Annotated in this window: 17 protein-coding genes and 1 riboswitch; of the genes, 12 read left to right on the forward strand and 5 right to left on the reverse strand. The window is 64.4% G+C overall.

Annotated features, from left to right (window positions below; all coding sequences use genetic code 11):
- The first annotated feature begins 1 nt into the window (after position 1).
- The 3 genes from HNP48_RS09530 (at position 2) to HNP48_RS09540 (ending at position 4,362) form a co-directional block, all read left to right on the forward strand.
- Complete coding sequence (locus tag HNP48_RS09530) at positions 2-1,201, forward strand: acyl-CoA dehydrogenase (RefSeq protein ID WP_184856682.1); 1,200 nt, start codon at positions 2-4, stop codon at positions 1,199-1,201.
- 99 nt (positions 1,202-1,300) lie between these two features.
- Positions 1,301-2,554: a CaiB/BaiF CoA-transferase family protein gene (locus tag HNP48_RS09535; protein ID WP_184856683.1), complete on the forward strand. Its 1,254-nt coding sequence runs from the start codon at positions 1,301-1,303 to the stop codon at positions 2,552-2,554.
- 206 nt (positions 2,555-2,760) lie between these two features.
- Complete coding sequence (locus tag HNP48_RS09540) at positions 2,761-4,362, forward strand: methyl-accepting chemotaxis protein (protein WP_184856684.1); 1,602 nt, start codon at positions 2,761-2,763, stop codon at positions 4,360-4,362.
- 32 nt (positions 4,363-4,394) lie between these two features.
- Here HNP48_RS09540 and HNP48_RS09545 read toward each other — a convergent pair whose 3' ends face one another.
- From HNP48_RS09545 to HNP48_RS09555, 3 genes are all read right to left on the reverse strand, one after another.
- Positions 4,395-4,910, reverse strand: a complete 516-nt coding sequence (locus HNP48_RS09545) for a 6,7-dimethyl-8-ribityllumazine synthase (RefSeq protein WP_184856685.1) — start codon at positions 4,908-4,910, stop codon at positions 4,395-4,397.
- 186 nt (positions 4,911-5,096) lie between these two features.
- Positions 5,097-5,270, reverse strand: a riboswitch (FMN riboswitch).
- Between the two features lie 83 nt (positions 5,271-5,353).
- Positions 5,354-5,839: a hypothetical protein gene (locus tag HNP48_RS09550; protein ID WP_184856686.1), complete on the reverse strand. Its 486-nt coding sequence runs from the start codon at positions 5,837-5,839 to the stop codon at positions 5,354-5,356.
- Positions 5,840-5,962: 123 nt separating this feature from the next.
- Positions 5,963-6,940, reverse strand: a complete 978-nt coding sequence (locus HNP48_RS09555; protein ID WP_184856687.1) for a LysR family transcriptional regulator — start codon at positions 6,938-6,940, stop codon at positions 5,963-5,965.
- 146 nt (positions 6,941-7,086) lie between these two features.
- Between HNP48_RS09555 and HNP48_RS09560 the strand changes: the two genes are divergently transcribed.
- From HNP48_RS09560 to HNP48_RS09585, 6 genes are all read left to right on the forward strand, one after another.
- Complete coding sequence (locus HNP48_RS09560) at positions 7,087-8,097, forward strand: TRAP transporter substrate-binding protein (protein WP_184856688.1); 1,011 nt, start codon at positions 7,087-7,089, stop codon at positions 8,095-8,097.
- A 65-nt stretch (positions 8,098-8,162) separates the two neighbouring features.
- Positions 8,163-9,944 (forward strand): IlvD/Edd family dehydratase, encoded by a 1,782-nt coding sequence (locus tag HNP48_RS09565; RefSeq protein ID WP_184856689.1) that lies wholly within the window; start codon positions 8,163-8,165, stop codon positions 9,942-9,944.
- A 51-nt stretch (positions 9,945-9,995) separates the two neighbouring features.
- Positions 9,996-11,213: a fumarylacetoacetate hydrolase family protein gene (locus HNP48_RS09570; protein ID WP_184856690.1), complete on the forward strand. Its 1,218-nt coding sequence runs from the start codon at positions 9,996-9,998 to the stop codon at positions 11,211-11,213.
- Between the two features lie 24 nt (positions 11,214-11,237).
- Positions 11,238-11,822 carry a TRAP transporter small permease gene (locus tag HNP48_RS09575; protein ID WP_184856691.1) on the forward strand — a complete coding sequence of 195 codons (585 nt, stop codon included), beginning with the start codon at positions 11,238-11,240 and terminating at the stop codon, positions 11,820-11,822.
- Positions 11,819-13,099 carry a TRAP transporter large permease subunit gene (locus tag HNP48_RS09580; RefSeq protein WP_184856692.1) on the forward strand — a complete coding sequence of 427 codons (1,281 nt, stop codon included), beginning with the start codon at positions 11,819-11,821 and terminating at the stop codon, positions 13,097-13,099. The genes HNP48_RS09575 and HNP48_RS09580 overlap by 4 nt, the downstream gene beginning before the upstream one ends.
- A gap of 93 nt (positions 13,100-13,192) precedes the next feature.
- Complete coding sequence (locus tag HNP48_RS09585; protein ID WP_184856693.1) at positions 13,193-13,513, forward strand: hypothetical protein; 321 nt, start codon at positions 13,193-13,195, stop codon at positions 13,511-13,513.
- On the opposite strand, the gene HNP48_RS09590 is transcribed toward HNP48_RS09585, so the two are convergent.
- The gene (locus tag HNP48_RS09590) at positions 13,503-14,465 is read right to left on the reverse strand and encodes a class I SAM-dependent methyltransferase (protein WP_184856694.1); all 963 of its coding nucleotides are present in this window, start codon (positions 14,463-14,465) and stop codon (positions 13,503-13,505) included. The two genes, HNP48_RS09585 and HNP48_RS09590, sit on opposite strands and share 11 nt — an antisense overlap.
- 193 nt (positions 14,466-14,658) lie before the next feature.
- On the reverse strand, positions 14,659-14,997 hold the full coding sequence (locus tag HNP48_RS09595; RefSeq protein ID WP_184856695.1) for a hypothetical protein: 339 nt from the start codon (positions 14,995-14,997) through the stop codon (positions 14,659-14,661).
- A gap of 1,327 nt (positions 14,998-16,324) precedes the next feature.
- On the opposite strand from HNP48_RS09595, the gene HNP48_RS09600 reads away from it, so the two are divergent.
- The 3 genes from HNP48_RS09600 to HNP48_RS09610 all read left to right on the forward strand — a co-directional run bounded on the left by HNP48_RS09600 (position 16,325) and on the right by HNP48_RS09610 (position 20,220).
- Positions 16,325-16,705, forward strand: coding sequence for a helix-turn-helix domain-containing protein (locus HNP48_RS09600; protein ID WP_184856696.1), 381 nt, complete (start codon positions 16,325-16,327; stop codon positions 16,703-16,705).
- A 351-nt stretch (positions 16,706-17,056) separates the two neighbouring features.
- A complete protein-coding gene (locus HNP48_RS09605) occupies positions 17,057-17,965 on the forward strand; it encodes a TnsA endonuclease N-terminal domain-containing protein (protein WP_184856697.1) in 909 nt (302 codons plus the stop codon).
- On the forward strand, positions 17,956-20,220 hold the full coding sequence (locus HNP48_RS09610) for a transposase (protein WP_184856698.1): 2,265 nt from the start codon (positions 17,956-17,958) through the stop codon (positions 20,218-20,220). Before HNP48_RS09605 ends, HNP48_RS09610 begins: the two co-directional genes overlap by 10 nt.
- Positions 20,221-20,250 lie beyond the last annotated feature (30 nt).

The following is a 20,250-nucleotide window of genomic DNA, read 5'->3' on the forward strand; positions in this document are numbered from 1 at the left end:
CATGGCCAAAAACGCCGCTTTCCATTGGGACGACCCCTTTCTTCTCGACCAGCAACTGAGCGATGACGAGCGCATGGTCCGCGACGCAGCGGCCGCCTACTGCCAGGACCGGCTGGCACCGCGCGTGCTTGAGGCCTTTCGCCACGAGAAGATGGATGTGAGCATCTTCCGCGAGATGGGCGAAGTGGGCCTTCTGGGCCCCACCATCCCCGAGCAGTACGGCGGCCCCGGCCTGAACTACGTGGCCTACGGCCTGATCGCCCGCGAAGTCGAGCGCGTGGACTCGGGCTACCGCTCCATGGCCAGTGTGCAGAGCTCGCTGGTGATGGTGCCCATCTATGAATTCGGCACCGAAGCCCAGCGCCAGAAGTATTTGCCCAAGCTGGCCAGCGGCGAGTGGATCGGCTGTTTCGGCCTGACCGAACCCGACCACGGCTCCGACCCCGGCAGCATGGCCACGCGTGCCTACAAGGTGGACGGCGGCTACAAGCTCAAGGGCAGCAAGATGTGGATCACCAACAGCCCCGTGGCCGACGTGTTCGTGGTCTGGGCCAAGGAAGTGTCCGAAGGCGGCGCCGTGGGCCCGATCCGCGGCTTCGTGCTGGAAAAGGGCATGAAGGGCCTGACGGCCCCCGCCATCCACGGCAAGGTGGGCCTGCGCGCCAGCGTGACGGGAGAGATCGTGATGGACGACGTGTTCGTGCCCGAAGAGAACGCCTTCCCCGAAGTGCAGGGCCTGAAGGGCCCCTTCACCTGCCTGAACAGCGCACGCTACGGCATCGCCTGGGGCGCGCTGGGTGCGGCCGAGTTCTGCTGGCACACCTCGCGCCAGTACACGCTGGACCGCAAGCAGTTCGGCCGCCCCCTGGCCGCCAACCAGCTGATCCAGAAGAAGCTGGCCGACATGCAGACCGAAATCGCCATCGGCCTGCAGGCCTGCCTGCGCCTGGGCCGCATGAAGGACGAAGGCACGGCCGCCGTGGAAGCCACCTCCATCATCAAGCGCAACAGCTGCGGCAAGGCGCTCGATATCGCCCGCCTGGCCCGCGACATGATGGGCGGCAACGGCATCAGCGACGAGTTCGGCGTGGCCCGCCATCTGGTGAACCTGGAAGTGGTGAACACCTACGAAGGCACGCACGATGTGCACGCCCTCATTCTGGGCCGCGCCCAGACCGGCATCGCCGCCTTCAGCAACTAAGACAAGGGCGCTCAAGCGCCCCTTGCCCCCCTCGCGGCCGCTGCACCCCGTGCGGTGGCCGTCTGTCCTTTCACGATTTGCATTTCCTGATCGAATCCTATGACCACCACCCCTGTCGGCGCCCTCGATGGCATCAAAGTCCTGGACCTCTCGCGCGTGCTGGCGGGCCCGTGGTGCACGCAGATCCTGGCAGACCTGGGGGCCGACGTGGTCAAGGTGGAGCGCCCCGGCGCGGGCGACGACACGCGCCACTGGGGCCCTCCGTTCCTCAAGGACGCTGAAGGCAACGACACCAACCAGGCCAGCTACTTCACGGCCTGCAACCGCAACAAGCGCTCGGTCACCATCGACATGGCGACGCCCGAGGGGCAGCAGCTGATCCGCGACATGGCGCTGCAAAGCGACATCGTGGTGGAGAACTTCAAGGTGGGCGGCCTCAAGCAGTACGGGCTGGACCATGCCAGCCTGCGCGCGCTGAACCCGCGCCTGATCTACTGCTCGGTCACCGGCTTCGGGCAGGACGGGCCGTATGCCGAGCGCGCGGGCTATGACCTGATGATCCAGGCCATGACCGGCATGATGAGCATCACCGGCAAGGCCGACAGCGAGCCCGGCGGCGGCCCGTTGCGCGTGGGCGTGGCGCTGACCGACCTGTTCACGGGCGTGTATGCGAGCACGGCCATCGTCGCCGCGCTCAATGTGCGCCACCGCACGGGCGAGGGCCAGCACATCGACATGTCGCTCTTGGACGTGGGCATGGCCATCCTGGCCAACCAGGCCTCGGGCTTTCTGGCCACGGGCGACGCGCCCACACGCCAGGGCAACACCCACCCCAGCCTGGCGCCCTACCAGGACTTCCCCACGGCGGACGGCTCCATGCTGCTGGCCATTGGCAACGACGGGCAGTTCGCCCGCTTCTGCGCCGCTGCCGGCCAGCCCCAGTGGGCCAGCGATGAGCGCTTTGCCAGCAACACGCTGCGCGTGAAGCACCGCGCCGCGCTGATCCCCGCCATGGAGACCGTGACGCGCACGCGCACCACGGCCGACTGGGTCACCCTGCTCGAAGACAAGGCCGTGCCCTGCGGCCCCATCAACACCATTGCCCAGGCCTTCGACGATGCGCAGGTGAAGGCCCGCGGTCTGGCCGTGGCCCTGCCGCGCTGGAAGGAGGGCGAGGCCGGCGACGGCGTGGCCACCATCACCGGCGTGGCCAGCCCGCTGCGCCTGTCGGCCAACCCGCCCATGCTGCGCAATGCGCCACCGGCACTGGGGCAACACACCGACGAGGTAATGGCCGAGCTGGGGCTGGATGCGGCACGCATTGCGCAGCTGCGCGCCAGCGGCGTTCTGTAAACCCCAGCCCCCACCTCCAGGCCTGGCCTTTCACGCCAGGCCTTTTTTCATCACGGCGGGCCATACCGCCCGTCGGCCGGGCTCCAAAAAAGTCGGACACAAAGATTTACAACGCCCATAATGCGATGGAGCGCTCCGGCGTCCCCATGCGCATGGGGAGCCCATGCCCCTGCTGTGGTGATCTGTGGAATCCAAGGAGTCCCGCCATGAAGCTCAGCCTCAAACTCCCCCTGGCCTTTACCGCGTCGCTGCTGCTGCTGTTTGCAGCCGCCATGTTCGGCATCAGCCGCCTGAACCAGGCCCTCGACACCTACCAGACCGCTGTGGCGCAAAGCTTCCAGCATGAGCGCATGGCCTCGGACGCGCTCAACGGCTTCAAGGTGCAGGTGCAGGAATGGAAGAACGTGCTGATCCGCGGCAAGGACCCGGCCCAGCTCACGCGCTACTGGGGCGCTTTCGAGAAGCAGGAGAAATCCGTCAACGACCAGGCGCAGAAGCTGCTGGCCGCCCTGCCTCCGGGCGAAGGCCGCGAGCATGTGGCGAAGTTCGTGCAGGCGCACGAGCGCATGGGGGCCGCCTACCGCAAGGGCTTCGAGGCCTTCAAGGCCGCCGGGCACGACGTGGAGGCCGGCGACAAGGCCGTGCAGGGCATGGACCGCGAGCCCTCGCAGTTGCTCGACAAGGCGGGCGAGCTGATCGGAAAGGCCAGCACCGAGGTCGCCGACCGCGCGGCCGCGACCGCGTCGCGCGCCACCAGCATCAGCCTGGTGGTGATGCTGGTGGTGTGCACTCTGGGCATAGGCGGGGCCATCGTGTTCAGCCGCACGGTGACGCAGCCGCTGGGCAATGCCGTGCTGGTGTCACAGGCCGTGGCCGGTGGCGACCTCACGGTGGCCACCGAGGTGAGCGGCCGGGACGAGATCGCCCAGTTGCTCAACGCCCTGCACGCCATGCAGGGCAGCCTGTCGCGCGTGGTGAGCAATGTGCGCACCAACGCCGACAGCGTGGCCCTGGCCAGCGCCGAGATTGCCCAGGGCAACAACGACCTGTCGGCGCGCACCGAGCAGCAGGCCAGCGCACTCGAAGAGACCTCGGCCTCGATGGAAGAGCTCAACTCCACCGTGCAGGCCAATGCCGACAACGCCCGCCAGGCGAATCAGCTCGCGCTCAATGCCTCGACCGTGGCCGTGCAGGGCGGCGACGTGGTCTCCGAAGTGGTGCAGACCATGAAGGGCATCAACGACAGCAGCAAGAAGATCGCCGACATCATCTCGGTGATTGACGGCATCGCCTTCCAGACCAACATCCTGGCGCTGAACGCGGCCGTGGAAGCAGCCCGCGCCGGCGAGCAGGGCCGCGGCTTTGCCGTGGTGGCCAGCGAGGTGCGCAACCTGGCCCAGCGCAGCGCCGAGGCGGCCAAGGAAATCAAGAGCCTGATCACCGCCAGCGTGGAGCGGGTCGAGCAGGGCACCACCCTGGTTGACAAGGCCGGTGCCACCATGACCGAGGTGGTCAGCGCCATCCGCCGCGTGACCGACATCGTCGGCGAGATCAGCGCCGCCAGCAGCGAGCAGAGTGCGGGCGTGTCCCAGGTGGGCGAAGCCATCACGCAGATGGACCAGGCCACGCAGCAGAACGCGGCGCTGGTGGAGGAAAGCGCGGCCGCGGCGGACAGCCTGAAAAACCAGGCCCAGCAACTGGTGCAGGCCGTGGCGGTGTTCCGCCTGCACCCGGGTGCCGCGCAGGCCCCGGGCGAGAGCGCACCCGCAGCACCCCGGCACCAGGTGCCCCGGCTGGCGGCGGGCTGAGCACAGGGCGGCTGCAGCCCGCCCTGCCCTGCTCAATCCCCGTGGGCGGGTTCCAGGGCGCGCAGATGGGACATGGTGGCCAGGCAGGCCTGGGCCACCTCCGTGCCCTTCTTCACGAAGTGCTCGCGGAAGAAGCGCACATGCTCTTCATGCTCATGGAAGTCGCGCGGCGTGAGCACGGCGCTCATCACGGGCACCTCGGTATCGAGCTGCACGCGCATCATGCCGTCGATGACGGCGGTGGTCACGAACTCGTGGCGGTAGATGCCGCCGTTGACCACCAGGGCGCAGCCCACGATGGCGTCGTAGCGGCCGCTCTTGGCCAGCTTCTTGGCCAGGAGCGGGATCTCGAACGCACCGGGCACGTCGAAGTGCTCGATCTGGCTGGACGCCAGACCGCCGCGGGCGAATTCCGCCACGGCCGCATCGCGGGCCTGGTGGACGATGTCCCGGTGCCAGCTGGCGCAGATCACCGCAACGCGTTCGCCGCGCGGGGCGCCGCTGCCGGCAATGGCCGTGACTGCTTGGGGAGGGAGAGGCTGATTCATGGATTTTCTCGAAACGAAGAAAAGGATTACCAGAATCAGGGCGCGCGCGAACGAACAAGGCGGCTGCACACGGCGCTGCGCACGCGCGAGCCCCCGTCCACAGCGCCCGCCGACCCGAAGGCCGGCCGCACCGAAGCGGCAATGCATCCACGCGGGCGCCCACACCGGCGGCAGGGGCCCATGGTTTCGCGATCTCTTTCATCCGGACTGTGACCGTCGGCTCTGGCATCGCACCAGATCTGCTGACCCCGCAGCGGCATGTGCCGCAGCGGGCGCTCGCGGGCTCCTGCGCCGCGCCGGATGGCCCAGCACTGCACAGATACCGCCGGTGGGGAATTGCACCCCGCCCTGAGAACGCTGCCGGACCGAAGGTTTTCAGTCCGACGAAGCCATTCTAGGGCAAACCCTGAGACCTTGCAGTCGCCCGCAAGACGCCGGCTCCGTCAGCGTGGCTTCTCAAAACCTGCCTCGGCCCAGGCCGTGGCGCTGGCCACGGTGAGCTTGAAGCTGGGCGACACCGGCACACGCGCGATCTCCTCACCCAGTTCGTCCTCGGCGCGCAGCGTGGCCGTGGCGCCCTCCTCGTCGGGCACGATGGCCAGCGCCACGCGCAGGCGCTGGCCCTGCGACGTGGTGATGCGGACGTTCTTGTTGAGCTGGGCATAGAGCTGCTGCTCATGGCGGCGCAGCACCTCACTGGCCGTCTTCACCAGGGTGTTGAAGGCCGAGACGTCGAGCGGCTTGGGGTTCTTCTTGTCGCGCCCCATGGTCCACGGGCCCACCAGCGCGGGCTCGGCCTCGCCATGCAGGGTCATGGACACGGCCCAGCCATCATCGTCTTCGTTCTTGATGACGCGCGCCATCCAACGCTCGTCGCTCCACAGGCGTGCTTCGTTGATGGGTTCGGGGATGTCCTGGTGGTCTGGCATGGGGGAGGTCCCGCAAGGATTCAATGGGAGAAAGGGCGCAGAGCATACCGGCCGGCGGCAGCGGCCCATTTCCAATAACCTTCTGTTATCGATGGAGCGCTTTGGGCACTGCGGGCGGCTCGTTCACGGAGCAGCCTCGGTGGGCAGCGCAGCCACTGCGCGCAACACGTCGATGAAGGCCTGCGCGGCGGGCGTCGGCGGCTCGCCCAGCCGCGTGATGAGGCCATAGTCCGGCATGCGGTCCGGCAGCTCCACGGGGATGCGCGCCAGCAACCCCTTATGGATGTAGCGTTCGACCAGTGCCGCGGGCTGCAGGGACAGCATGTCGGTCGCCTGCATCATCTCCAGCGCGAACAGGAAGGACGGGGTCTCGACCACTCCCGAGGCGAGCGCCAGCCCGTTGCGCCCGAAGATGTCGTCGGACACCTTGCGCAAGGCCGTCGACGGGGGGTAGAGGATCCAGGGCCAGTGGGACAGCTCCGCCATGCCCTGCTCGCGCGCACCACGCAGCGGGTGGTGCACGCCCGCCACCACCTGCAGCGGTTCGCTGGACAGGCGCTCGTACTGGAACTGCGTTCGCTGCGCGTCGTCGGTGAAGCGGCCGATCATGAGGTCGATCTTGCGCTCTGCGAGCCAATCGATGAGCTGGTCGCTGCTTTGCTCCAGCACCTTGAGCACCAGCAGCGGGCGCAGCCGCTGGATCTCGGCCACGGAGGCGATCAGCACATGCGCTGCAGACCCGGTGATGGCGCCGATCGTGAGGTGGCCATGGCCTCCTTGCTTGAGCGCATTGAATTCCTCGACGAACTTGCGGTGCCCTGCCAGCGAGGCAGCGGCATAGCGCAGGGTGAACAGGCCCAGCTCGTTGGGCCGCATGCCGCGCGAGAGGCGCTCGAACAGCCGCGATTCCAGGATCTCCTCGATGTCCATCAGGATCTTGGTGGCCGCGGGCTGCGTGATGTGCATCTGCTCGGCCGTCAGGCGCAGGTTGCGCGTCTGGCCCAGGATGTCCAGGAACTGCAGGTGCCGGAAACGCAGCCGTGCGCAGGCCTGGGCCAGGGACAGGGGTTTACCCGGAAAAGGACCTGAAGTCATAAGCATCTGGAATGGATGCTAGCAAAAAAGTGAGTGGACCGGCAGCGGCCCGAAACCTACTCTCTGCCTGCGTTCACGAGGATCCACCAGAGATCCGAGGGCGCCGACGGGCCCGCCCGGCGTGTCCAGCCATTCCATATTTGGAGACAAACATGACATTCAAAGCACTGGCCCTGGCGGCCACGATCCTGGCCGCCGTGGCCACCCCGGCTGCGGCCCAGACCAAGGAGCATGTGTTCAAGGTCGGCATTGGCCTCAACGACGACCACCCCCAGGCACTGGCCGTCAAGCACTTTGCCGAGCAGTTGGCGGCCAAGAGCGGTGGCAAGCTGGTGGCCCGGCTGTATGCCAGCGGTGCCCTGGGCAACGACGTGACCATGACCTCGGCGCTGCGCGGCGGCACGCTGGAGATGACGGTGCCCGACAGTTCCACCCTGATGTCGCTGATCAAGCCCTTCGGCGTGCTGAACCTGCCCCTGACCTTCAACAACGAGCAGGAGGCCGATGCGGTGCTCGATGGCCCCTTCGGCCAGAAGCTGCTCGCCAAGCTGCCCGAAAAAGGCCTGGTGGGCCTGGGATTCTGGGAGAACGGTTTTCGCCACGTCACCAATTCGCGCCGCCCCATCACCAAGGCCGACGATCTGGCCGGCCTGAAGCTGCGCGTGATCCAGAGCCCGCTGTTCCTGGACACCTTCAACGCCCTGGGTGCCAACGCCACGCCCATGCCCTTCACCGAGCTGTACTCAGCGATGGAGCAGGCGGCCGTGGACGGCCAGGAGAACCCGCCCGCGACCATCCTGTCGAGCAAGTTCTACGAGGTGCAAAAGCACCTGGTGCTGTCGCGCCACATGTACAGCGCCTGGGTGCTGCTGATCTCCAAGAAGGCCTGGGACGGGCTCTCGGCCCAGGAGCAGAAGATCATGCAGGAGGCCGCGCGCGAGGCCACCCTGTTCGAGCGCAAGACCATCCGCGCCTTCGGCGACAAGGCCCTGGGCGAGCTCAGAAAGGCGGGCATGCAGGTGACCGAGCTGCCCCCGGCCGAACAGGCCCGCATGCGCGCCAAGCTGCAGCCGGTGCTGGCCAAGTACGGCAAGGAGTTCGGTGAGGAGACCACGGGCGAGCTGAACGCCGAACTGGCCAAGGTGCGCGGCACCGCCAAGTGATCCGGCGCGGCGCGGATTCTGCTCCGCGCTGGCGCGAAGCCTCTTTTCTCCTTTCAAGCCCCACCATGGACAAGACACCCCGTCGCCCGTTCCGCTCGCGCGAGTGGTTCGCTGCTCCCGAGCGCTCGGACATGACCGCGCTCTACCTCGAACGCTTCATGAACTACGGGCTCACGCCCGAGGAACTGCGCTCGGGCCGCCCCATCATCGGCATTGCCCAGAGCGGCAGCGATCTCTCGCCCTGCAACCGCATCCATGTGGACCTGGCGCGGCGCGTGCGCGACGGCATCCGCGATGCCGGCGGCATTCCGATGGAATTCCCGGTGCACCCGATCTTCGAGAACTGCCGCCGCCCCACGGCTGCGCTGGACCGCAACCTGGCCTACCTGGGCCTGGTCGAGATCCTGTACGGCTACCCCATCGATGCCGTGGTGCTGACCACGGGCTGCGACAAGACCACGCCGGCCGGCGTCATGGCGGCCAGCACCGTGGACATCCCGGCCATCGTGCTCTCGGGCGGCCCCATGCTGGACGGCTGGCACGACGGCGAGCTCGTGGGCTCAGGCACCGTGATCTGGCGCAGCCGGCGCCAGCTGGCGGCCGGAGAGATCGGCGAAGAGGAATTTCTGCAGCGTGCCTGCAGCAGCGCCCCGTCGGCGGGCCACTGCAACACCATGGGCACGGCCTCCACCATGAATGCCGTGGCCGAGGCCTTGGGCCTGTCGCTGCCGGGCTGCGCCGCCATCCCCGCGCCCTACCGCGAGCGCGGCCAGATGGCCTACGAGACCGGGCGGCGCATTGTCGAGATGGCCTTCGAGGACCTGCGGCCCTCGCGCATCCTGAGCCGCGACAGCTTTCTCAACGCGCTGTCGGTGGTCAGCGTGGCCGGTGGCTCCAGCAACGCGCAGGTGCACATCATGGCCATGGCGCGGCATGCCGGCGTGGACCTGCGGGCCGAGGACTGGACCGAGCACGCCTACGACCTGCCGCTGCTGCTCAACATGCAGCCGGCCGGCAAGTACCTGGGCGAGCGCTTCTTCCGCGCGGGCGGTGTTCCGGCCCTGATGTGGGAGCTGCAGCAGGCCGGGCGCCTGCGCGGCGGCTGCCTGAGCGTGACCGGCAAGAGCGTGGCCGAGAACCTGCAGGGCCGCGAGACCAGCGACCGCGAGGTGATCTTTCCCTTCGAGGCACCGCTGATGCACCAGGCCGGCTTCCTGGTGCTCCGGGGCAATCTGTTCGACTTCGGCATCATGAAGACCTCGGTGATTTCCGAGGCCTTTCGCCAACGCTATTTGAGCCGGCCCGGTGCCGAAGGCATCTTCGAGGCCCGCGCCGTGGTGTTCGAGGGCGCCGACGACTACCACGCGCGCATCAACGACCCGGCACTGGGCATCGATGAGGGCTGCATCCTGGTGATGCGCGGCGCCGGCCCCATCGGCTGGCCGGGCTCGGCCGAGGTGGTCAACATGCAGCCGCCCGACGCCCTGATCCGCCGGGGCATCACCACCCTGCCCACCCTGGGGGATGGGCGCCAGTCAGGCACGGCCGACAGCCCCTCGATCCTCAACGCCTCGCCCGAAAGCGCGGTGGGCGGAGGCCTGTGCTGGCTGCAGAGCGGCGACACCCTGCGCATCGACCTCGCGGCGGGCCGCTGCGATGCGCTGGTGGCACCCGAAGAGATCGCACGCCGCCGCCGCGAACTGCCGCCCCCTCCGGTGCCCCGCAGCCAGTCGCCCTGGGAGGCGCTGTACCGCGAGAAGACCGGCCAGTTGGTCGATGGCGCCACGCTGGACTTTGCCCTCGACTACCGCCGCATTGCCGAGAACACACCGCGCCACAACCACTGAGCAGCCACCGGGGGTGGGCGGCACCGATTTCGAACCTTCAAGGACTTTCCGATGAGTGACAAGACAACAGCGGCCGCCGTGGCCGGTGCGGCATCGCACGCCCCTGCCCTGCCCCACGATGGCCTGGCAGGCACCCTGGTGGGCCGCGCCTGGGTGGACGGCAGCCCCGCCGGCCCCGCCGTGGTGGCGCTGCGCGAGCAGGGCGTCTACGACCTGAGCCAGCGCTATCCCACCATGAGCACGCTGCTGGACATGCCAGATCCCGCCGAGGCGGCACGGACCACTCCGGGCCAGTACCTGTGCAGCGTGTCCGAGCTGCTGGCCCACAGCCAGCCCGGCCAGCGCGACACAGCCCGACCCTGGCTGCTGGCACCCTGCGACCTGCAGGTCGTCAAGGCCGCCGGCGTGACTTTCGCAGCGAGCCTGATCGAGCGGGTGATCGAAGAGCAGGCGCGTGGCGACGCCAGCCGGGCCCAGGGCCTGCGCAGCCAGGTGATCGGCCTGATCGGCGAAAGCCTGGCCGACATCCGGCCGGGCTCGGAACAGGCCATGGCCTTGAAGGCCTTGCTGCAGCAAAAGGGCCTGTGGTCGCAGTACCTCGAAGTGGGCATTGGCCCCGATGCCGAGGTCTTCACCAAGGCCCCGGTGCTGGCCGCGGTGGGCACGGGCGAGGACATCGGCATCCGCGCCGATTCGGCCTGGAACAACCCCGAGCCCGAGGTGGTGCTGGCGGTCAACAGCCGCGGCGACATCGTGGGCGCCACCCTGGGCAATGACGTCAACCTGCGCGACATCGAGGGCCGCAGCGCGCTGCTGCTGGGCAAGGCCAAGGACAACAATGCCTCCTGCGCCATCGGCCCCTTCTTGCGCCTGTTCGATGCCGGCTTCGGCATGGACCAGGTGCGCAGCGAGACCGTGCACCTGCGCGTGGAGGGCAGGGATGGCTTCGATTTGCGCGGCATCAACACCATGGCCAGCATCAGCCGCGACCCGGCCGACCTGGTGGCCCAGACCCTGGCCGCGCACCAGTACCCCGATGGCTTCATGCTGTTCCTGGGCACGCTGTTCGCCCCCACCGAAGACCGCGGTGAACCCGGCGGCGGCTTCACGCACCACCTGGGCGACGTGGTCACCATCCACAGCGCCTGGCTCGGCGCCCTGCACAACACCGTGACCCACAGCGAGACGGCACCGCCCTGGCGCTTCGGGATCCGGGCCTTCATCGCCAACCTGGCGGCGCGCGGCCTGCTGCACGCAACGCAGCTCTGACGCCCAGCCCACAAGGAGCCAAGCATGCTCGACCGCTTCATCGACCGCTACGTGCGGGCCATCAACCTGCTCATCGCGCTGGCGCTTGCCGTGATGGTGGTGCTGGTCTTCGGCAACGTGGTGCTGCGCTACGTTTTCAACTCCGGCATCACGGTCAGCGAAGAGTTGTCGCGCTGGCTGTTCATCTGGATCACCTTCCTGGGCGCGGTGGCGGCCCTCAGGGAGAACGCCCACCTGGGCACGGACATGCTGGTGTCCCGCCTGCCGGTGAAGGGCAAGAAAGTCTGCATGGTGCTCGGGCAGGTGCTGATGCTCTACCTCACCTGGCTCTTCCTGGCCGGCAGCTACAAGCAGATGCTGATCAACTGGGACGTGGAGGCACCGGTCACCGGGGCCTCGATGGCCTTTTTCTACGCCAGCGGCGTGGTGTTCTCGGTGTGCGCGGGCTTTCTGCTGGTGCTGCAGTTGCTGCGCGTGCTGAGCGGCCAGGTCCGCGAAAGCGACCTGGTGATGGTCAAGGAGTCCGAAGAGCAGGCCGAGCTGGAGGCCCTGCAGGCCGAACTGGCGCGCGAGAACGCCGCCACCCAACAACCTGGGGCAAGAACATGACCGTGCTGATTTTCCTGGGCAGCCTGCTCGGCGCCATGGCCCTGGGCATTCCCATCGCCTACGCGCTGCTGGCCGCAGGCGTCGGCCTGATGTGGCACCTCGACCTGTTTGACGCCCAGATCCTGGCGCAGAACTTCATCAACGGCGCAGACAGCTTTCCGCTGCTGGCCGTGCCCTTCTTCATGCTGGCCGGCGAGATCATGAACGTGGGCGGTCTGTCGCAGCGCATCGTGAACTTCGCGCTGGCACTGGTGGGGCATGTCAAGGGCGGCCTCGGGTACGTGGTGATCCTGGCCGCCTGCCTGCTGTCCTCGCTGTCGGGCTCGGCCGTGGCCGACGCCGCGGCCCTGACGGCGCTGCTGCTGCCCATGATGGTCAAGGCCGGGCACAGGAAGGAGGTGTCGGGCGGGCTGATCGCGGCCTCGGGCGTCATCGGCCCCATCATTCCGCCGAGCATCGGCTTTGTGATTTTCGGCGTGGCGGCCAATGTGTCGATCAGCAAGCTGTTCATTGCAGGCATCGTTCCCGGCATCATGATCGGCCTGGGCCTGGCGGCCACCTGGTGGTGGGTGGGGCGCAAGGAGACTCTCGCCCTGCCCGAGAAAAAGAGCGCGGCCGAACTCTGGCGCGCGGCCCGTGAATCGGTCTGGGCGCTGACACTGCCGGTGTTCATCCTGGTGGGCCTGCGCATGGGCGTGTTCACGCCGACCGAGGCTGCCGTGGTGGCGGCGGTGTACTCGCTGTTCGTGGCCAGCGTCATCTACCGCGAGCTGCCGCTGTCCGCCCTGCTGCCGATCCTCACCACCGCCGCCAAGACCACGGCCGTGGTGATGTTCCTCGTGGCGGCAGCCATGGTGTCGTCCTGGCTGATCACGGTGGCCAACCTGCCGGCGCAGATGGTGGAACTGCTCAAGCCCTTCATGGGCAACCAGACCCTGCTCTTGATCGCGATCATGGTGCTGGTGATGCTGGTGGGCACCGCCATGGACATGACCCCCACCATCCTGATCCTGACCCCGGTGCTGATGCCCGTCATCAAGGCGGCAGGCATCGATCCGGTCTACTTCGGCGTGCTCTTCATCATCAACAACTCCATCGGCCTGGTCACCCCGCCGGTGGGCACCATCCTGAACGTGGTGGCCGGCGTGGGGCGCATGAAGATGGACGAGGTGACGCGCGGCGTGCTGCCCTTCATGGCAGCCCAGTTCGCCGTGATGTTCATCATGGTGCTGTTTCCGCAGACGGTGCTGGCGCCGCTGCGCTGGCTCACGGGCTAGGACCGGGGATTGCCAGAATTTTCTGGATACGGACCGGCTTTTGGCTTGCAATCCCTTCTCCTGCCACAACCAAGCCACCCGGAGGTACGCGCCATGCCCGATTTCCACCTGCCCTTGTCCGGCCCCGTGAACCAGGCCTTCCAGTACTGGACCAAGATGACGATGGGCCAGGTGGGCCTGGTCAACATCAACATGGGCAAGTCCTCGGACCCCGCCCTCGAGCAGAAGATCATCGAGGACGTGGGCAGCTACGGCCGCCAGATCGGCCAGTTGAGCGATGCGCTCATGGCCGTGCTGCAGCACATGAAGACCGACTCCTGGGACCCCGAGTGCAAGGAGGCCGTGGAGGCCTTTCGGCAGCAGGTGAAGGAGGTGGCGAAGCTCAAGGAGCGCCACCAACGGGTCAACGGGTAGTGGACTGCGCCGGCTCCAGCGGGGGCAGCCGGTAGGCCAACACCTTGAGCGAGCGCTCTTCGGATACATCGCCAAACACCGCCGGATTGGCCACACGCTCCACGAATTCCAGCTCCGGCGCGATCTCGCGCATCTGGTCCTTGAGGAAGGCCGTGTCCAGCTCGGGCGCGTTCAGGCACAGCAGGGCATGGCCGCCCGGGATCAGCAGGTCGGGCAGGCGGCGCATCAGGCGCGCGTAGTCCTTGGTGGCAACAAAGCTGCCGCGCTGGAAGCTCGGCGGGTCCACGATCACCAGACCATAGGGCCCGCCGCGCGTGATCTTGCCCCAGGTAGAGAAGATATCGTGCGCGAGAAAGCTCGCGCCCGTGGTGAGGCCGTTGAGCTGGTGGTTCTGCTGGCCGATGGCGATGGCACCCTGGGCCATGTCCACATTGACCACCTGTTTGGCGCCCGCCTGCAGGGCCACCACCGAGAAGGCGCAGGTGTAGGCGAACAGGTTGAGCACCTTGAGGCCATAGCGGTCGGAGCTGCGCGCAGCGGCGTAGTCACGCACCCAGCGGCGGCCTTCGGCCATGTCGAGAAACAGCCCGTGGTTCTGGCCGCGCGACACATGCACGCGAAAGCGCGCGCCCTGCTCGCTCACCACATGCGGGTCGGGCACGCTGCCGGCCATCAGCCGGGTCTCGCTGCGGCCCTCGTGCCGGGTCTGGAAGACCCAGTGGAGCGGCTCGCCCGGGTGCAGTTGCTCCCAGCGCGCAGCCAAGGCGGCGCCGACCGTGGCCAGGTCGTCTTCGGCCACAGGCTGGAAGCTGGTGAGCACCCACACGGGCGGGAACACGTCGAGCACCCAGTGCTCGCAGCCCGGGTAGAGGCCGCCGCGGCCATGGAAGATGCGCTGGGCATCGGTGGGCAGGGGGGCCATCGTGGCGATGGCGTTCAACAGGGCGTGCATCGAAAGGAAGGGGAAAACGGGAGCAGGGAGTGTATGCACTGCGCCCTCCGCCCTTCCCCTGCTATTCCGGCTAAATAAAGTCGTAAACACCGGCCAAGCACTGACGCGGCTTTGCGGACTGATCAGGCACTAGGCTGCCATCCGAAAGTCGTAAAGCCCCCAAAGATGATCTTGCCACTCTTGAACCGAACTTTTACAGCTGCCCCGAGATTAGGGCATGCGTCCACGATCCGGGTTTGAAGACCACAACGCGCTTCGGATACCAAGGCATGGATGGATACCAACTGACGGAAAAAATCTTTCGACTCCCACCTTCGGGCCAGATATCCAGAAGGGAAGACAGCGCAGGCTCGATTGGGCTGAGCAGTACGTCCTCAGCCAGGTGGATCGTCAAACCGTAGCCGGTCAACGTCCAGCCCCCGGGAGAAGTGCCAGTGGCGGCATGATAAGCGCCACTGCGCCGAAGCTCTGGCACTAGCTTCGCAATGATCGTGTTGGCTACAAGCAACTTCTCGGTGGAGATCGCCTTCATATCAAGCGGCACTCAAATCCTAAAAGTCGTCGGTCGGCATGGTGCTTTCCTTGCTTAGAACCCTCAAACGCAAAAGATCGACATCCTTGGACGTCAATCTAGCCTTGACGGCGGCTTATTCATGACGCAGCCCACAGGGTTCTTCTCCGTCACAAGGCGGCCGCCTGACTTGGTCATCTCGAAGACCCCATTGCCTACCTCACGCAGGAAGCCAAGGATCGCCGCATCGAGCGCGGCGACGAAGCTTGCCCACTTGCAACCTCAACTACTGCGGCCTTTGATCTCGCGAAGGGGTCAACAACACCCGTCACATCATTGGCATTCCGGTGAATCAAAGTCGTAATCGTGGGATAGCGCACTCGCCGGCGGCGCGACGTGCGCTAAGGCAGTTTAAAGAATCCAAGTCGTAACACCCATCAAAAAATCACTGCGGACGCCTTGGCATCGGGGATGTGTTTACATCTTCAGATTCGAATCGGCCGTCAAACCAAGATGAAGTTCTTGCAGGTACGGCGAAAGCTGAGGCACATGATCGGTGAGTGCATTCAACATCAGGAGCTCTATTTCCCTATCCTGCATCGCCTTCGACCATGCTCTAAACCAGTCGACGCATGCGATTGCGCACATGCTCTCGTCCTCCTTTCCCACCTGCATTCTGAAGCAGAGCAGAAGTAGGCACAGAGCATCTATGTGAGTGCATGCCGTGAGGTTTTCGAGCTCGCCTGGTATGCCAAAGACCGCCCACCTGGACAGAGGCCGAACCGACCGCGCTATCAAGTGCGAACTTTGTGCTTTCAGAGAGAACCTCTTTAGTGCGCGCGAATCACCCTTCATCTGCAAGAGAACGAAGAGTGGAGATTCGTACGTTGAGCGAAACAAGTCCGAGCGTTTCATCGACCATGTCAAGCGATCCCGACCTTCTCTAGATTTCGGTGTCTCCCCACGGGAGTAACGCCTGAATCGATTGGGAACCCGCAGCATCTCTTCGTACTTTTTCGGATCCGTCTCGCGCAGATAACTCTTGCTGAGTTGATAGTAGGAAAGGCCGGTGTCTTGTCGCAGAGCACGGAACGCCAGCGCTGCTCGAAGTCGCTCACCGGATGGCGTTTTGTGTCTTCCCACGCTCCCACCTCCCTTCGCTCTAACGCCCCCAAACTGGCGTCGTGAAAACTTGCACTACGACGCATTTTGCGCGCCTAGATTTTTTTATCAAGTCGTTCGAAGATCGACTAGCTATTGGCCAGGCAGACATGTACCCACATGACCAGCGCTAGCTTCATGCTGCGGGCACAACACGACAACCACAACCGTTTGGGATGCACAGCTGGTGAGTGAACTTGAGCATCAATGCTTCGGCGCACTGATTTTTGACCTGCGCCAAAAACTAGGTATGAGCCAGCGCGAGTTGGCTCTACGCGCGAGGGTGCCGCCCTCCGTAGTCTGCGAGCTGGAGAACTCCAGGCGATTGCCGCCCAACGACCGCACGGTAAACGCGCTAGCCCACGCTCTGCAGGCCAAGCCTCTTGAAGCCCAGAAGCTGACGGAGGCCGCCTCGCGCGAACGTGCGGCAATTGGCCTCAAAGTCGCAAAAGCCACACCCCGTCATGTCGCAGAGTTGCTGCGAGATATTGCCGCTCTAGGCAACCAACTTTCACATGCACAGACTCGCACGCTTCGTGCCGCACTACAGGAGGTAGCCATGAAATAGAAACGGCAGGACCCCTTTTCAGAAGCCCCGCCGCCCGGGTGCTCAGACCTAAGTCTTCGCGTTTCGCATCCCGAGACTACCAGATCTGACGCACGGGTGCCGGATTTGTTCGCGCCTCACAGGCGAACACCCGAAAGTCAGACCGATGAACACTGCCAACCGCTGCCCCAATAGGGCGGCTAGCACCAACTCGCCCTCACGCCACATCTACAACCGGCGCATCCCAGGAAAACCGAGATGGGATAGCACGGCAATGCAGCGCACTCGAAGAGAGCGTCAGCAACTGACCCGCGACACGCCAGAAGATCTCTGGAGACGGCCCTTGCGCACCTCGGTGCTTGTGAGGTTGCCATGAGAACCGAAAAGCGCTTCACGCCAGCGCTGCTGAACCGGTACCTCCGCGAAGGGCGCGGTACAGGCACACACGCCGACTATATACCCTGGCATCGCGTTTCTCGCTCCGACCCAGCAAGCTGCGGCAGGTCGCATCTCATACTTTGGCGAGAACGTCAGCGAGAGCTTTTGTCAGATGGCGAGTGGACTGGTCTCAACTTCGCGGTGATGCTCGGCAACGTCGTCGACTTGGCAGAGCAGTTTCCGTTGAGTCATGTATTTGCACCAACCGAACTGTCGCGCTGGGACATCCGTGCAGGCACAGAACTTTTCCCAGGAACAGTGGCGCTGGCCAAACATCTAGGCATCAAACATCCCACTGCCAAAGAGAAGGAAGACGTCACCCTCTGGACTGGTACCACAGACCTGCTCTTGGTTCTGACGAATGGGAGTAGACCGCTGACTTTGCTGGCGATTTCCTGCAAACCTGACACGATTGACAACCTATCCAAGAGAGCCCACGAACTACTTTCACTAGAGAAATCTTACTGGGATGCAAGGGGAGTGCGATGGCTTTTGATCACACCAGAGCTGTATGAGAAATCGGTGGGGCTAACGCTGCGGCGTACCGCCTGTTGGGGACTCGCAGAAGTTGCTCCGGAAGCTCACACTGCTTTGGCCTGCCGAACCGCTCGGCTCATGTCCGCCTCATCAGAGTCGGACGTCATTCAAGCCATCGCCGAGACCCTGATGGGTGAAGACCAACAATATCTGGCCCAGTGCGCTTTATGGCAATCAATTTGGCAGGGCAAGTTGCCCGTCGACTTACGCCGCGGCTGGCGCCCTCATCAACCGCTCAGGCTGATCCCTGAAGAAGCGTTCCTCTCCTTGAATCCGATCGGCTCAGGGAGATCGGCGTGGAAATAGCACACAACCAACCCTTTCATCTGCATACGTCCACATATGGGCTTCTCGCAGGGAGGTACCGCGTCATCCTGGATCTTCCCGAACAAGACACGGTGGTTTGCGTGCTGCTTCACCCAGAGGAACTCATCGCGAAAAAGCGAGGGGGGCGGCCAAAGCTAGAGAAAACCAAACGGAGCCACCCTCCACATCAGGCGCCTCAGGTCGGTGCCCTTTGCTGGGTAAATCGGAGCGCGCTCAAAGAACTCTACGACAGCCATGACCTGGTTCTGATTAGCCTGGAACTCCACGCCGTCTACTACAGCCCTATTGACACCTCGAAAGAAAAAGAGGCGTTTGAGCAACGCTGCAAAGTCATGAGCCAGTTCCTGGACTATGAGTCACTGAAAGAAGGGATCTTGGTGCATGGAAACCTTGGCGGCCTGATCAGGCAAGCAATGGCCGCGAACAATGTCTCCGAGGCCCATGTTCGCAACCTTTGGTCTGCCCTATGCAAGTACGGTCTAACCAGTACCAGCCTAAGGACCCGGTGGGACAAGTGCGGCGGAAATGGGAAACGGCGAGACACGTCGGAAGATCGGCCAAGAAAGAAAGCTGGTCGAAAGACACTCGCCCAACGCCTTTACATGCAGCTGTACGGCGTTTGGGGTGAGCCCATACAACCAGGCATGACTAGCAACTGGCGCGCTCAAATCATGGCCGCCGACAAAAGGATTCCTCAGCCCAAACCACCGATGCGGGATAGATACAACCGGATCATCGCAAGCCACTTTGAGACGGGAATGCGATATGGCAAGGATGATCAGATCGAGACGGTAAAACTTCAACTTGGGCAGTACCCAAACTATCAACAAGTCAAGCGCGTTCTAACCGTTGAAACCAGTTGGCTTCAGAAAATTCTGGAGAAGACCAGTGCCGGTCATTTCAAACGCACTCTTCGAGGGCTAAATGCCAAAGACTGGCAAGGCGTGAGCGGCCCCGGGCACACCTACGCCATTGACTCGACCATTGGAGATGTATACCTACGGTCCTCGATCAATCCGGCGTGGATCGTTGGTCGTCCGATCGTGTACATCATTGTCGATGTTTGGTCGACCGCTATCGTTGGCTTCTACGTCTGCCTCACAGGCCCCAGCTGGGACACCGCCCAGATCAGCCTCTTCAACGCCGTTGCACCTTCTCAGTTGATGGACGTCCTGTGGGACTACGAGATGTCGCAATCTCTATTTCCAGCGCCGACTCTGCCATACGCCTTCATGTGCGACAGAGGTGAATATCTCTCCAAACGCGCAAAGGCAACGGGCATGAAGCTAAAGATTCGAAGCCTCAGCTACGCGCCGCCATTCCGCCCCGATTTGAAAGGCATCGTGGAAGTCATGCACCGCATTGTGAAGAATGTTCAATACAACTTCCTGCCAGGCGCCATGGATGCTCGGCGCGCTGAGTACGACCTTCGCCGATCCAATCCCGCTGAGGCGACGATGACGGTACAGCGCTACATGCAGTACCTTCACGAAGTTTTCTTCCGCTACAACTTGACGGCCGATCGAAAGCACCGGGTCGATGCTCATATGGCAGCTGCAGGTGTATTTCCCAGCCCTGCAGGGCTATGGAACTGGGGATTTTCAAAGGGCGTAGGCTTCAGGCGTGCGACGGCAATGTCTGAGCTGATTGGAAACTTGCTCCCCTCGGGAGAGGGTCGAGTCTCGCGCCACGGCATCAAATTCGAAGGCGACTACTACGAGTCCCCTGTGGTTGAGCGTGAGCAATGGTCCACCCTCGCACGAAGCTCACACGGAGGTTGGGGCATTCCCGTGAACAGCTACCCTGGTTCCAGCACTCTGATTTGGACCCCCAACGTAGCAGGCGAAGGGATGCTCGAACTTAAGATTTCCGACCAGGCATTGACTGCGCCCGGAGTGAGCCGCGATGAAAAGGCGGACGCATTTGCTTACCAGATGCTCCATGCCGCAGACGTCCAGCACGAACGCGTCCTTCAGGCCGTAGCTTCGCTCAAGCGCGTTGAAGCGATCAAGGCCCGCTCCATCGAAGAGACGCGAGCTGCGGTGGAAAAGGCACGTGGTCGCCAGCCCACGATAACTGAAGCACGCCTGATGGAGTTGGGTCTGGCCAGTACTGTAGAAGTCTCGACGATCTACGGCTCCAAAGAGCTTCGCTCCGAAGCCTCAGAGATCTACGAGGAATTGATGCGCGAGGTTTTGCAAAGTAGGAATGGGGCGCCGGACGATGAAACCTAAAGTTACGCAACACGACCCATACGCGGGAAA

It is taken from the genome of Acidovorax soli, from assembly GCF_014207955.1.
Taxonomy (GTDB): Bacteria; Pseudomonadota; Gammaproteobacteria; order Burkholderiales; family Burkholderiaceae_C; genus Acidovorax; species Acidovorax soli_A.

What these genes read in the sequence shown, in the direction of transcription:
- HNP48_RS09530 (WP_184856682.1), top strand. Translation starts at nt 2, where the DNA reads ATGGCCAAAAACGCCGCTTTCCATTGGGACGACCCCTTTCTTCTCGAC.
- HNP48_RS09535 (WP_184856683.1), top strand. Translation starts at nt 1,301, where the DNA reads ATGACCACCACCCCTGTCGGCGCCCTCGATGGCATCAAAGTCCTGGAC.
- HNP48_RS09540 (WP_184856684.1), top strand. Translation starts at nt 2,761, where the DNA reads ATGAAGCTCAGCCTCAAACTCCCCCTGGCCTTTACCGCGTCGCTGCTG.
- HNP48_RS09545 (WP_184856685.1), bottom strand. Translation starts at nt 4,910, where the DNA reads ATGAATCAGCCTCTCCCTCCCCAAGCAGTCACGGCCATTGCCGGCAGC.
- HNP48_RS09550 (WP_184856686.1), bottom strand. Translation starts at nt 5,839, where the DNA reads ATGCCAGACCACCAGGACATCCCCGAACCCATCAACGAAGCACGCCTG.
- HNP48_RS09555 (WP_184856687.1), bottom strand. Translation starts at nt 6,940, where the DNA reads ATGCTTATGACTTCAGGTCCTTTTCCGGGTAAACCCCTGTCCCTGGCC.
- HNP48_RS09560 (WP_184856688.1), top strand. Translation starts at nt 7,087, where the DNA reads ATGACATTCAAAGCACTGGCCCTGGCGGCCACGATCCTGGCCGCCGTG.
- HNP48_RS09565 (WP_184856689.1), top strand. Translation starts at nt 8,163, where the DNA reads ATGGACAAGACACCCCGTCGCCCGTTCCGCTCGCGCGAGTGGTTCGCT.
- HNP48_RS09570 (WP_184856690.1), top strand. Translation starts at nt 9,996, where the DNA reads ATGAGTGACAAGACAACAGCGGCCGCCGTGGCCGGTGCGGCATCGCAC.
- HNP48_RS09575 (WP_184856691.1), top strand. Translation starts at nt 11,238, where the DNA reads ATGCTCGACCGCTTCATCGACCGCTACGTGCGGGCCATCAACCTGCTC.
- HNP48_RS09580 (WP_184856692.1), top strand. Translation starts at nt 11,819, where the DNA reads ATGACCGTGCTGATTTTCCTGGGCAGCCTGCTCGGCGCCATGGCCCTG.
- HNP48_RS09585 (WP_184856693.1), top strand. Translation starts at nt 13,193, where the DNA reads ATGCCCGATTTCCACCTGCCCTTGTCCGGCCCCGTGAACCAGGCCTTC.
- HNP48_RS09590 (WP_184856694.1), bottom strand. Translation starts at nt 14,465, where the DNA reads ATGCACGCCCTGTTGAACGCCATCGCCACGATGGCCCCCCTGCCCACC.
- HNP48_RS09595 (WP_184856695.1), bottom strand. Translation starts at nt 14,997, where the DNA reads ATGAAGGCGATCTCCACCGAGAAGTTGCTTGTAGCCAACACGATCATT.
- HNP48_RS09605 (WP_184856697.1), top strand. Translation starts at nt 17,057, where the DNA reads ATGAGAACCGAAAAGCGCTTCACGCCAGCGCTGCTGAACCGGTACCTC.